General features: G+C 70.9%; 9 protein-coding genes. 5 read left to right on the top strand and 4 right to left on the bottom strand.

The genetic code is table 11. The features are described from left to right. The first annotated feature begins 93 nt into the window (after positions 1-93). The 4 genes from Ate02nite_RS00045 to Ate02nite_RS00030 are packed head-to-tail and all read left to right on the top strand — an operon-like array spanning position 94 to position 3,234. A complete protein-coding gene (locus tag Ate02nite_RS00045; protein ID WP_203797127.1) occupies positions 94-1,446 on the top strand; it encodes a hypothetical protein in 1,353 nt (450 codons plus the stop codon). A gap of 57 nt (positions 1,447-1,503) precedes the next feature. Beyond that, positions 1,504-1,947: a type II toxin-antitoxin system PemK/MazF family toxin gene (locus tag Ate02nite_RS00040; RefSeq protein ID WP_438871135.1), complete on the top strand. Its 444-nt coding sequence runs from the start codon at positions 1,504-1,506 to the stop codon at positions 1,945-1,947. A gap of 38 nt (positions 1,948-1,985) precedes the next feature. After that, positions 1,986-2,561 carry a hypothetical protein gene (locus Ate02nite_RS00035; RefSeq protein WP_203797123.1) on the top strand — a complete coding sequence of 192 codons (576 nt, stop codon included), beginning with the start codon at positions 1,986-1,988 and terminating at the stop codon, positions 2,559-2,561. Positions 2,562-2,574: 13 nt separating this feature from the next. Beyond that, positions 2,575-3,234 carry an adenylate kinase family protein gene (locus tag Ate02nite_RS00030; protein WP_203797121.1) on the top strand — a complete coding sequence of 220 codons (660 nt, stop codon included), beginning with the start codon at positions 2,575-2,577 and terminating at the stop codon, positions 3,232-3,234. Here the strand turns inward: Ate02nite_RS00030 and Ate02nite_RS00025 are convergent. From Ate02nite_RS00025 to Ate02nite_RS00010, 4 genes are all read right to left on the bottom strand, one after another. Next, positions 3,224-4,495, bottom strand: coding sequence for a GGDEF domain-containing protein (locus Ate02nite_RS00025; protein WP_239147018.1), 1,272 nt, complete (start codon positions 4,493-4,495; stop codon positions 3,224-3,226). The two genes, Ate02nite_RS00030 and Ate02nite_RS00025, sit on opposite strands and share 11 nt — an antisense overlap. A 63-nt stretch (positions 4,496-4,558) precedes the next feature. After that, positions 4,559-7,585: an FtsX-like permease family protein gene (locus Ate02nite_RS00020; protein ID WP_203797119.1), complete on the bottom strand. Its 3,027-nt coding sequence runs from the start codon at positions 7,583-7,585 to the stop codon at positions 4,559-4,561. Continuing rightward, positions 7,582-10,581, bottom strand: a complete 3,000-nt coding sequence (locus Ate02nite_RS00015; RefSeq protein WP_239147038.1) for an ABC transporter permease family protein — start codon at positions 10,579-10,581, stop codon at positions 7,582-7,584. The genes Ate02nite_RS00020 and Ate02nite_RS00015 overlap by 4 nt, the downstream gene beginning before the upstream one ends. A gap of 58 nt (positions 10,582-10,639) precedes the next feature. Further along, positions 10,640-11,401 carry a polyphosphate kinase 2 family protein gene (locus Ate02nite_RS00010; RefSeq protein ID WP_203797117.1) on the bottom strand — a complete coding sequence of 254 codons (762 nt, stop codon included), beginning with the start codon at positions 11,399-11,401 and terminating at the stop codon, positions 10,640-10,642. Positions 11,402-11,505: 104 nt separating this feature from the next. Between Ate02nite_RS00010 and tyrS the strand changes: the two genes are divergently transcribed. After that, complete coding sequence (tyrS, locus tag Ate02nite_RS00005) at positions 11,506-12,762, top strand: tyrosine--tRNA ligase (protein ID WP_203797116.1); 1,257 nt, start codon at positions 11,506-11,508, stop codon at positions 12,760-12,762. Positions 12,763-13,042: the final 280 nt, after the last annotated feature.

Genomic DNA, 13,042 nt, shown 5'->3' with positions numbered 1-13,042 from the left:
GCCCGAGGCGTTGATCGTCAGCTATACGGGGGCTGAGTCTTGCGCGGGTTCTTGGCGTGTCTGTTGGCCGTGGTGACGGTGGTGGCGGGGCTGGTGACACCGGTTTTCGCGGCCGATCAGCCGTACACCTTCTCGGCCTTTGATATTGGTTTCAACGACGGTGGCTCGGCGGCCGGTAAGCCGGAACGCATCGGCGACATGGTCGACTACCTGGGCGGTACCAAGCCGATCATCCGGGCCGGCCTCGACTGGGACCGGGTGCAGCCGACCGCGGGCGGTCCGCTGGATTGGACCGGCATCGACGCGCAGGTGAACGCGGCGTACGCCAAGGGTGTTCGGGTTCTGTTGATCTTGACCTACTCGGCGCCGTGGGCGAACGGTCACCCCGACGACATCACGTGGTTCCCGACCGACGACAACGCCTGGCGGGCCATCGTCGCCGCGTCGGTCGCGCACTTCGGGCCGAAGGTGCAGGCGTACGAGGTGTGGAACGAACCGAATATCTTGGCCTTCGGTAACTACGGCGACAACCGGCCGGAGACCCGCAAGCAGCGCTACTGGGAACTGGTGCGGATCGCCCACCAGGAGATTCGCGTGGGCTGCCCGGCCTGCGTGGTGGTGGCCGGTGGGTCGGCGGGCGGGGCCGGCGACGACGAGCCGGCCGACTGGCTGGAGTGGGCCTACCAGCACGGCTACGGTGCGGACTTCGACGCGGTGGCCGACCACCCGTACCCGGAATGGAGCAGCGCCCACCTGCCGGTGTACGCGCCCTACTCGTGCGCCGGCGGCTGGCCGCGGTGGTATTCGAACTTCGGGCCGCCGGGTGACGTGCCGTGCAGCGGCCTCGCCGCGCTGCGCGCCGTGATGGAACAGCACGGCGACTCGGCGAAGAAGATCTGGGCCACCGAGTACGGGTTCCCGTCGGCGGAGGTGAATGTTCCGGCGAGTCCGGAGACGGTCCGGGACGCCCTGGAGATGGGTGTGCGGATGTGGCACGACTTCGACTTCGCCGGCCCGATGTTCATCTACTCCTTCCAGGATACGAGCATCTGTCCCGAGAAGCCGGCCGAGTGCCACTTCGGTCTGCGGGACGTCGCCGGCCTTCCGAAGGAACCGGCCTACAGCGACGTGCGCGCGGCCCTGCTCGATCAGCAGTGGGGCAATGAGCTGCCGACCGGCCGCACCCTGTTCCGCGGGATGCGCCTGACCTCGAGCGACGGCCGGTTCACGTTCGAGATGCGGGCCGACGGCAACGTGGTGCTGGACGCCGCCGGCACCACCATCTGGGAGACCCGCACCAGCACCGGCTACCCGCCTGTTCAACCAGCCCGACGGCAACCTGGTCGTGTACGACCGGTACGACCAGCCGATCTGGGCGTCGGGCACCTGGGGTACGGGCAGTTCGACGCTGTTCATGCAGGACGACCGCAATGTCGTTCTGTGTAACACCGTCGGAGAGCCCTGGGCCACCCACACCGAACCGCGATGAACTACCGTGCTGCGGTGTCCAAGATTCTGACCGCACTGTTCCGGAAGCTCACCCCGGCCAAGCCGCCCGCCGTCAAGCAGGAGAAGCCGAGCGGCCGCCACCTGGAGTACTCACCGAACCTCGACGGTGACGCCGACCCGGGCGAGGTCGTCTGGACCTGGGTGCCCTACGAGGAGGATGCGTCGCAGGGCAAGGACCGGCCGGTCCTGGTCGTCGGGCGCAAGGGGCGCCGGGTGCTCGGGCTGATGCTGTCCAGCCAGAATGAGCGCGACGGCCAGCACAACTGGTTCGGGCTCGGCCCGGGCTCCTGGGACCGCGAGTCCCGGCCGAGCTGGGTGCGTCTGGACCGGGTGATCGAGGTCGACCACACCGGCATTCGCCGGGAGGGCGCGATCCTCGACCGGGGGCGCTTCGACCAGGTCGCGGGAAAGCTGCGCAAGGAGTACGGCTGGGCCTGACCGGACAGGTCGCCGCGCATTCCGGATAGCGTTGGCGCATGGGCAACGACGTGATGGTGGGCTTCGGCGGGAAACAGGCGTGGCTGGCGGTGGCCGGTGACGACGCGTCCGCCGTCCTCAAGGCGCTGGGCCTGCGCGATCTCGGCCCGGTGCCGTGGCGCGAGGGCATCGACGTCGCGCACCTGACCGACGACCGGGTGGCGGTGACCCCGCCACTTCCCGGCGCCCGGGACACCCGATGGACCCTGGCGGTCGGCCGCCGGTTCATCGCAGAATCCATTGATGTGATCGCGCTCTCCGCCGAGTTGCACACCGAGGTGCAGTTCTTCGCCACCCATCGGGTGACCGAACTGCATCGCTGGCAGCGGGCCGTCGACGGCGAGCTGATCCGCTCGTTCGGTTATGTAGGGCAGAGCGGCGAGGTGACGTCCTGGTTCGGCGAGCCCGGCCCGGCCGAACGCGACGCCGGTCTGCCCGCGGAACTGGACGAGGACGCGACCGTTCTGATCAGTGAGCGGGACGTGTTCCGGGTGGCCGATGCCTGGAGCATCGACCCCACTACGTTGACCGGGCGCCCCGCGTCCGGTGCACTGCGGCTCGGCGCGACCGACTGAGAGAGGCCAACCGATGCGCAAGTACGTGATCATGGGTGTTCAGGGCAGTGGCAAGGGCACCCAGAGCGAGCTTCTCTGCGACGACCTCGGCCTGGTGCACATCTCGGTCGGCGACATCTTCCGCTGGCACGTGAAGAAGCACACCAAGCTCGGCGCCCAGGTGCGCCGCATCATGAACGCCGGCGAGCTGGTCGGCGACGACCTGGTCGAGTCGGTGGTGCGCGAGCGGCTCGACCAGCACGACTGGAACTACGGCTTCGTCATCGACGGCTTCCCGCGCAACGACCGGCAGGCCGAGTTCTTCATGGAGAGCTACGACATCGACGGGGTCATCCATCTCGAACTGCCGGAAGACGAGGTGCGCCGCCGGGTGCTCAGCCGCCGGCTCTGCCCGAACTGCGGGATGGACTACAACCTGATCGCCGACCGCCCCAAGGAGGCGGGTAGCTGCGACATCTGCGGCCACCAGCTGATCACCCGGGAGGACGACACCCCGGAGGCGCTCGAGGCCCGGCTGCACGACTACAACGAGAAGACCCGCCCGGTCCTGGCGTTGTTCCGCCGCAAGGAGTACGTGCACGACATCGACGCGCGCCCGCCGGCCGAGGAGGTCCAGGCGTCAATTCGCGAGGCCCTGCACCTCCCGCCCTACAAGGCGGCGCCTACTTACTGACCCGGCTGTGCTTCTCGGCGTACATCGCGGCGTCGGCCTCGGCCAGCACCGCGTCGGGGGAGAGGCCCGGGCCGCCCAGGGCCGAGCCGACGCTGCCGCCCACCCGCACCGGGCCGGTGGACAGCGGGATCTCCCAGTCGAAGCAGCGGCGCACCTCGGCCGCCACCGTCGCGGCCCGCTCGGCCTCGGTGTCCGGCAGCAGCGCGGCGAACTCGTCGCCGCCCAGCCGGGCCACCGTCGCGTCCGGGCCGCACACGTTCCGCAGCCGCTCCGCGACCCGGCACAGCAGTTCGTCGCCGGCCAGGTGCCCGTACGTGTCGTTGATCGCCTTGAAGCCGTCCAGGTCGACGAGCAGCACCGCGTACGGGCCGTCGCCGGCCTCGGCGAACCGCCGCCACAGCAGTGCCCGGTTGGGCAGGCCGGTCAGCGGGTCGTGATAGGCGGCGTGCTCGAGCCGGTGCTCGTAACCACGCTGCGCGGTCACGTCCTGCAGTGCCACGATCGTCCCGTGTGCGGTCAGCACCGTGTCGGCCAGCACCTGCACCACCCGCCCGTCGCCGCGGGTGATCCGCAGCTCCAGACCGGACTCGCCCGGCACCAGCCGGCGCAGATCCACCGGCGTGCCGTCCGCGAACGTCGCCCGCACCTCGCCGAGCGGTCCGGTCAGCTCGGTCGCGGCCCGGTTGGCCAGCACCACCTCGCCGTCCGTGCTGGTCACCACGACCGGGAACGGCATCCGGCTGAGTACGTCGGCGAGCAACCGTTCGTGGCGCTGCGCCTCGCTCTGCATCTGCATCAGGACCATCCGCATGCCGTACATCAGCATCGGGGTGATCAGCATGCCGATGTACGTGCCCGGCATCAGCTGCACGCCGGCGGCCGAGAACCCGATCAGGCACACCGCGATGTAGCCGGCGATCATCGGCAGCAACCTCGACAACCGGCCGGTCGCACCCCGGAACAGCAGCACGAAGTAGATCGGGCCGACCACCGGGTCCGGCTCCCGCACGTGGAACAGCATCACTCCGACGGCCGCCAGCTCCAGCAGATCCACCGCCGGCGGAACCAGCGCACCACGCCGGAACTCCGCCACCCGCAGCAGGAAGACCGCGCCCAGCACCGCCGCGGCTGTCAACATGGCGCTGCCGGACGCGTGCGTCAGCGCGGCCTGGCTCAGGGAGATGCCGCCGACCAGCACCATCGCGGCCAGGAACAGCAGCCGGAGGGAGCGCAGCGGGTCGCGTCGGATGAGGGCAGTCACCCAACCAACGGTGTTCCGCCGCCGGCCGCAAATCGGTACCCGGCCGGTAGCCGTTCGGTTGCGTCACGCCGGCCTTTCCTTCCTGGTGACCCGGCGGCGCAGGTTTCGCCCGGTGCCCGCGGCCACCAGGACGAGGACCAGGGAGACGGCCAGGGTCGTCCCGAGCACGGTGAGCAGGCCGGGCCAGGTCGGCAGGGGCAGATCGGGTGGGTCGGTGCCGGCCAGCGGCAGCACCCAGCCGGTGGCCAGCCAGGTGACCAGGGCAGCCACCAGCCCGACCACCGCGGCGATCGCGACCAGGATTGGGTACGTCCAGCTCGTGGCCCAGGCGAGTCGCCGCCGGCTCAGGCCCTGGGCGCGCAGCGCCGACAGGTCCTCGATCCGGCGGGCCTGGTCGACCGTCGCGGCCAGCACCAGCGCGCCCGCGCCGAGCAGCACCGACAGCACCCCGGCCAGGACGTAGAACCAGAGGGACAGCGCCGGGCCCTGCTCGTCGAGCTGGCGCCGGACCTGGTCGGCGCGGGTATCGCCGACGACGGTCAAACCCTGCACGGACAGCCGGTCGACGATGTCGGCCGGCGCACCGGGGCCGAGCCAGACCTGGGGTTGCAGGGCCCGGCCGGCGTCGGTGGCCAGCCGGTCGGCCCACTCCAGGTCGGCGAGGGTCGCATGGCGGCCGAGCTGGGGCACGGCCGGGAGCTCGCCGACCGGCCGGACCGGCAGCGGACCGCCGCCCGCCCCGGTGATCGAGCCGGCGAGGGGGGCCGCACCGGAATAGGCGATCGGGAGCGGGTACGGAGCGTCGGCCGGGCTGATCCAGGCGCCACCGGCCAGGCCGTCGGGTGCGTCCAGGCTGATCCGCAGCCCGCCCGGGTCGCCGGCGAGGGTGCCGTACTTCGTCATCCGCCAGCGCGCCGGGTCGGCGAGTGGGCCGGTCGGGTCGGACGTGCTCAGCTTGTTGATCACCAACTGGCCGGTGACCTCGGTGATCGTGGTGGCCGCCACCACCTGAAGGCCGTTGAGGCGGCAGCCCTGCTGGCACACGCCGACGCTCTGGCTGTATCGGAATCGTCCGTTGCGAATCTTGCCGAGCTGGACGAGTGAGTCGCCGGCACCGCTTGTCGACGAGACCGATACCAGGAGCCGGAGCTGACTCTTGTCGTCCAGGCCGGTGCCGCTGGCCTCGATGGTGAGGTCCGGACCGGTGAAGATCGGTGGCGGCGGGGCATCCGGGCGCAGGCGGCCGGCCATCCGGCCGACCGGCGGGGCGTCGGACGGCCAGTGCGCGACCGCGGCCAGCCGGGTCGAGTCGACGGCCAGCCCGAGCGGTTCGTCGTGGCCGGCGCTGGGCAGGCGGACGGCGGCCATCGCGTAGCGGCCGTCGGGGTCGACGTTACGGACCGCGGTCAGCAGCTGGCTGCGGTAGACCGAGCCGCCGACGTCGAGCACCCGGTCGGCGCCGACGCCGAGGCCGGACTGGACCGCCCGGCCCCGGGCGGCCACGTCGATCGTGCAGGCGGCATAGCCGGACACCGCGATCGTGGCGGCCAGCAGGGCGAACAGCCGCCGAGCGCCCGGCCGGCGGGAGAGCTGGAAGGCGGCCAGGGCCACGCCCAGGTGGCCGCGGGCGAGGGCGTGCACGGCGTACCGGGTGACGGCCGGGAGCAGCAGGCGGGCGCCGGCCACCGCGATGGCCAGCACCAGGAACGCGGGCGCCAGCATGCCGACGCCGGTCAGGGCGCCGTCGGAGATGATCAGCTGCCCGGTGGACACGACCGCGAGCAGCAGGATCACCGCCTCGCCGGCCAGAGCGCGCGGGTCGTTGGTGGCCACCGGGTTACGGCGCAACAGGTTGACCACCGGGCTGATCAGCTGCCGGCGCTGGGCCAGGACGGCCGCGAGGAGTGCGGCCAGCGCGGCGTACGGCGCGTACCGCAGCGAGCTCCAGCCCGAGTCGACGCCGGTGCCCGGAAAGCGGGCGGCCGCGACCGCGTTGACAAGCAGCTGGCCGGCCACGCACCCGGCGACCGCGCCGACCGCCACCGAGGCGACGTTCTCGCCGATCGCGAGCCACCACCGCGTCCACCATCGGGAGCCGCGTAGCGCCACCACTGCGAGCTCGGGCTGCCGGCCCTCGGTGCCGTAGCCGACGGCCAGCAGGATGCTGAAGCAGGCGAGCAGCACCAACGGCACGGCGAGAACCGGTACCAGCAGGTTGGCGGCGGCCCGGCCCGCGTCGATGCGGTCGAGCAGCTCCGGAATTTGCGTTCGGATGGCGATCGCTGTGCCCAGGTCGGACGGGTCCGATCGCAGCGCGGCCAGGCCGGCCCGCAGGTCGTCGAGGCGGTCGGGGTCGAGCGCCCGCGGCCCGGCCGCGCCGTCGACGGCCTTGGCGGTGTCGCCGTGATCGATCGCGGCGAACGTGGCCGCGTTGGTGAAGACCGGTTCGCCCGGCCCGGCCCCGGAGACGGCGGTGAAGTATCCGTGAGTGCCCCAGTAGGTGTCCTCGGGCGCGTCGACGCGGTAGGTGCCCGCGATCACCAGGTTCTTCGGCTTGCCGTCCGGAAGGTAGCCGGGGTTGACCGGGTCGTCGCTGTAGCGGGCCGCCCGCATGGTGATCGACTGCCCGGCCACCAGCCGGAGACGTTTCGCCGCGGCCGCCCCGACGATCACCTCGCCCTCGACGGCCGTGCAGCGGCCGCTGACCATCCGGACGTGCGAGCAGACGTCCTGGCGGAACACGAGGCGGTCGGCGTACTGCTTGCCGGGCTGGATGCCGATCGCGGTGAACTCGGCCGAATAGACGTAGGTGAAGCCGGGCAGATCGATCAGGGCCGAGCCGATGTCCTTGAAGTCGAACTGGCCGCCACCGTCGCCCTCGGCCTCCCGGTCGTTCTGCACCGCGGTCATGGCCAGGCTGCGTTCGGCCGCGTCGGCGGTGGCGATCTGACCGACGGCGATCGCTCGATCGGCCGCGATCAGGTAGGCCGGCGAGGCCACGGCGGCCGCGACCGCGAGGAGAGCGAGCAGCGCGAGGGTGACCGCTTGGCCACGACGCGACCAGATCATGGCCAGGACGAGCGAGATCACCGGTTGTCCTCCCGGAGTCGCCGCAGCAGGCTCCACACCGAGAACCAGCCGGCCAGGCCCAGCACGACCAGGGCGAGCAGACCGGCCAGGGCGACCGCGACCGGGCCGAGCGGGTTCGGCGGGGCGAGGACGGCCCAGCCGTCGGAGAAGCCGGGCACGACCGAACGGGCGAGCGGCCGGGCCAGCCCGGCCGCGAGCAAGCCACCGGCCAGTCCGGCCAGCAGGAGCCCGGCGGTGCCGGCCCAGCTCGCCACGGTCGCGACGCGCTGCGGCAGCCCCTGAACCCGCAGCGTGGTCATCTCGTCCAGGCGCGTGCGCCGGTCGACCGCTCCGGCGACCGCCATGGTCGCCGCCGCGAGCATCAGCCCGATCACCCCGGACAGCAGCGCGAACCGGGCCCCGGCCGACGGTCCCTGTCGTTCCAGCCGGTCGGCTCGGGCCGCCGTCGACTCGTCCTTCCGGACGGACAGCCCGTTTGCTTCCAGCGCGCTGATCAGACCCGGCTCGGCGCCGGGAGCCAGCCACACCTGGAAGGTGCCTTCGTCGGTGGCGTCACCGATGATCCGGCGCGAGGCGTCGAGGTCGATCAGTACGCCGGTGGTGCCGAGCACCGGCAGCGCCCGGGCGCTGCCGGCCACCCGCACCGGCGTGATCCCGGCGCCCAGCGACTCCAGGCCCGGCTCGGTGAACTGCCAGTCGTCCGGCGGATCCCCACCCAGCACGACCGGCAGCGGCAGCCGGTTGTCGACCGCCCAGACCTGGTCGCTGGTCGCCGCGGTGCCGGTCAGATTCTCGTCGATCGCCATCCGCAGGGCGCCCCGGGCGGTGTCGATGTCCATCGCGGCGCCGAACGTGCCGCCCCGCCAGCGGTTGATGTCGGCCAGCGTGGAACTGTCCAGGATGGTGGCCGGTGGGTTCGACTGGGTCAGCCCGCGCACGGTGACGACCGTCGGGTATTCGGCTGCCGCGGTCCGCCCCTGCGAATCGGGCGGCCCGGTCACCTCCCAGCGGACGATCCGGCAACCGGGCGCGGCCGAGCAGCCGTTCACCGGGCCGCTCAGAGTCTGCGTTCCCGGTCCGAGCGGGCCGAAGGGAACCTGGATCGGGGCGCCCGTGCCCTCGTGCTGCAGCACCAGCCGGAGAGCGGCCGGAGAGCTGCCCAGGTGTTCCAGGCGCACGGTGAGCCGGTCGCCGGTGACCGCCGGCAGGGGAGCCGGGCCCGGATCGTCGGCCATTGCCGCCGACAGGATGGAGACGGGCCCGTAGTCGGGGCGCCAGCGAGCGACCGCGGCCAGCCGGGAGCTGTCCACCGCGAGCACGGCCGGCTGGTGAGTGGTGTCGACGACCGCCGCCATCGCCCGTGTCCCCTGCGGGTCGGCCCGGCGGACCGCCTGCTCGAGGACCGTGCGGTTGGCCGCCTGCACGGTCAATACCCGCTGCGCACCCAGCTCGGCGTCGCTCCGCCCGGCCCGGTGCGCACGATCGGCCAGCCATCCACCGAGCGCGGTGGTGAACATCGCGACCGTCACGACCACCAGCGCGAACAGCCGGTCGGAGCCCGGCCGCCGGGACACCTGCACCGCGGTCAGCCCGAGCCGCAATCGGCCCGAGCGCACCGCCGCCCCGCCGCCCCGGTCGGCGACCCGGGCCAGCACCCGGGCCAGCAGCAACGCCACCGCCAGGGCGACCAGGGTGGGGGCGGCGAGCGCGAGTCCACCCGCGGCGCGGCCGGCCCGGGCCTGATAGACCGCCAGCACCGCGACGGCGAGCAGGAGCAGATCGATCAGGCCGGACTTCCAGTCGCCACGCCGCGACGTGACCCGGCGCAGCAGATCGACCACCGACCGGCGCTGGGCCAGCGCCTCCAGCAGGGCCAGCACGAACAGCCCGCCGACCAGGACCGCGGCCACCGCGACGATCGACAGAAGTAGCGCCGAGCGCTGGTCGGACGCGTTGCCGACCGGGCCCGCCAGCAGCCGGGCCAGCAGAAAGCCGAGGGGCAGGCCGACGATCGCACCGGCGGTCAGCGGGACCAGATGCTGTCCCCAGGCCAGGCGGAGCAGGCCGGACGAGGCGACGCCGCGAAGCTTCAGCAAAGCGGTGTCCCCGTGCCGGTCACGGCTGGTGTACCGGCCGGCCAGGCCGATCGCGAACCAGGCCAGGATCAGCACCTGCACGAGCGAGACGGTGACCGTGGTGCGCACGGTCGCCCGGTCCCGCGCGACCGCGGTGAGCACCTGCCCGCTGGAGTTGAACAGCTCCAGCTGCTCACTCCGGAGTTTGGCGGCGGCCGTGTTCAGAGCCGCGCCGAGGTCGTAGCCGCCGTCGCCACGCAGCAGCCCCTCCGGAAGCCGCACGTCGCAGGTCACGGTCGGGTCGGACAGCTGGCCGAGCTCGAACGTGCCGATCGGCGTGAACACCGGGTCGAGCCCGCTGAGCGCGCGGTAGAAGTGGTTGCTCCAGTAGGGGCCGTCCGGGTCGATCAGGGTGTAGACCGACACGATCCGGAACGTGACCGGCCGCAGGCCCAGCGAGAAGTGCTCGGTCACCCGGTCGCCGGGCCGTAATCCGAGCCGCTGCCCGGCGGCCGCACTGATCGCGACCTCGCCCGGTTCGGCCGGGCACGGCCCTTGCAACCGGACCTGATCGCAGAACTGGTCGCGGTAGGCCACCGGCATGGTGTCGGTCCGTGAGCCACGGGTCACGTTCATCGCCTGCACCAGTCCGGTGACCGGCTCGGCCGACGGCAGCGCGAGGTCGTCGCGCACCCGGGCCACGAGCTGGTCGATGGTGTTCTGCGGATCGCCGTTGAGGTGGGTGCTCTGCCGGATCGACAGCGTCCGCTGCTCGGCCGGAGCCGCGCCGACGACGGCTCCGGCGGCCGAACTCATGCTCGCGAACGCGAACCAGGGACCGGCCGCGGCGACCGCGGCGGCCAGCGCGGTGAGGACGAGCACCGCCAAAACCTGCGCGGTACGAGCCCGCACAGCCCCCATGATGAGCGTTAACATCACCCGGCAGGGTACGCCACAGTGGACGCGAGCAGGTCGATCGTCAGTCGGCGTCCTTGAGGTTGTAGCCACGACTCGTCAGATGTTTTTCGATGGTGTGGCTGACGTGTTCGAGGACGGCAACCCGGGCGTACGACTTGTTGTCACCGGCGATGATCTTCCAATGTGCGCGCTTCTGGTCGGTCTTGGCGAACATGTCGCCCAGGGCGGCCTCGTACGCCGGCCGCTTCTCGCGGTTGCGCCAGTCCTCGTCGGTGAGTTTCCACTGACGGAGCGGGTCGGCGGCGCGATCCTGGAAGCGGCGAAGTTGTTCCTCCGGGGAGACGTGCATCCAGAACTTGACCAGGATGGTGCCCTCGGCGGCGAGGGCGCGTTCGAATTCCACGATTTCCTGGTAAGCGCGGGTCCATTGCTCCTCGGTAGCGAAGCCTTCGACGCGTTCGACCAGGACACGCCCGTACCAGGAGCGGTCGAGGATGGTCATGCCGCCCCAGCCGGGAAGGACATTCCAGAACCTCTGCAGGAAATGGTGTCGTTTTTCGTCGTAGGTGGGGGCGGCGAACTGCGAGACGCGGACATGGCGGGGGTCCAGCGGCGCGGCGAGGCGCTTGATGGCTCCGCCCTTGCCGGAGGCGTCCCAGCCTTCGAAAACGATGCAGAGGGGCGGGCCGATCCTCTGCTCGCCGAGTTGGCCACCGAGCAGCAGCCGAAGGTGCAGGAGGCGCTGCTGAGCGGCCTCGAGCCGGTCGAGGCCTTCCTTCTTCGACAACTTGGCCGACAGGTCGACCTCGGAGAGGCGTGTCATGCGGACATCCTTATCGACGGTGTGGCGCTACCCAGGCGACTCATCCGTACAGCATGGCCAAACCCGGTGTCCCCCGCACGTAGCAGTACGGGAGAATCCAGGGTGTGACTCTCGTAGACGACCTGACGTGGCGCGGCCTGATCCAGGATTCCACTTCATCAGAGGAGCTGACCGGAGCCCTCAACGGTGGAAATCTGACCTTTTATGTGGGTTTCGACCCCACCGCCGCCTCGCTGCACGTCGGCCACCTCGTGCAGGCTGTGACCGCCCGGCGCCTCCAGCTGGCCGGCCACAAGCCGCTGCTGCTGGTGGGCGGGGCCACCGGTCAGATCGGCGACCCGCGTGAGTCCAGCGAGCGCTCGATGAACCCGCCCGAGGTGATCGAGGGCTGGGTCGCGCGCATCCGTTCTCAGCTCCAGCCGTTCGTCACCTACGAGGGGGCCAACGGCGCCGAGCTGGTCAACAACCTCGACTGGACCGGTCCCACCTCGGTGATCGACTTCCTTCGTGACGTCGGCAAGCACTTCCCGGTCAACAAGATGCTGGCCCGCGACGTGGTGCGCAACCGGCTGGAGACCGGGATCAGCTTCACCGAGTTCAGCTACCAGTTGCTGCAGGCCAACGACTTCTACCAACTGCACGTACGCCACGGTTGCGGCCTGCAGTTCGGTGGCTCCGACCAGTGGGGCAACATCACCGCCGGCGTCGACTTCGTGCGCCGTCGCGGGGCCGGGCCGGTGCACGCCTTCACCACGCCGCTCGTGCTCAAGGCCGACGGCACCAAGTTCGGCAAGAGTGAGGGCGGCGCGGTCTGGATCGACCCGGAGATGACCTCGCCGTACGCCTTCTACCAGTTCTGGATCAACTCGGACGACCGCGACGTCTCGCAGTACCTGCGGTACTTCAGCTTCAAGTCCCGCGAGGAGCTCGAGGAGCTGGAGAAGGCGACTGCGGAGCGGCCGCAGGCCCGGCTCGCGCAGCGAGCGCTGGCCTTCGAGGTGACCGCACTGGTGCATGGCGAAGAAGAGGCAAACCAGGCGGTCGCTGCTTCGCAGGCCCTTTTCGGGCGAGGTTCGTTGTCCGACCTCTCGGCGGGCACGTTGCGCTCGGCGCTGGCCGAGGCCGGTCTGGCAGCCGTACGCGGTGAGCCGCCGACCCTGGGTGTGTTGTTGCGGGAGTCAGGCCTGGTGTCCAGTGCGAACGAGGCTCGCCGGACGATCGCCGAGGGCGGGGCGTACCTGAACAATGAGCGGATCACCGACGGTGAAGCCGTTCTTGATCCCGCTGTGTTGTTGCACGGTCGCTTTGCGGTACTTCGGCGGGGCAAGCGCACCTTCGCCGGCGTCGAATACGAAGCCTGACCTGAGCTTTTTCACGATCGGCCTCCTGTGACGCGGCTCGCAGGGGGCCGATTTGGCGTCCAGGCCATGTCCCTGTAATGTTTTCGAAGCCGCCAGGGAGACGGGCGAGCGAACGGAGGCCTTCGGGCAGCCGGAGCGGCCGTCCTGGAGGAACCCCAAGAATTAGTACGGGCGAATAGCCATGTACTGTTTCGCGGGACTTGAGCTTTTTCGTTAGTGATTTCCGGGAAATTACCCGGGTTTGACGAAGCGGTAAAGCGAGAGTAAAGTAAAACCAGTG

The organism is Paractinoplanes tereljensis (genome assembly GCF_016862435.1).
In the GTDB taxonomy this organism is placed as follows: domain Bacteria; phylum Actinomycetota; class Actinomycetes; order Mycobacteriales; family Micromonosporaceae; genus Actinoplanes; species Actinoplanes tereljensis.
This window is presented reverse-complemented; position numbering and strand designations above follow the sequence as displayed.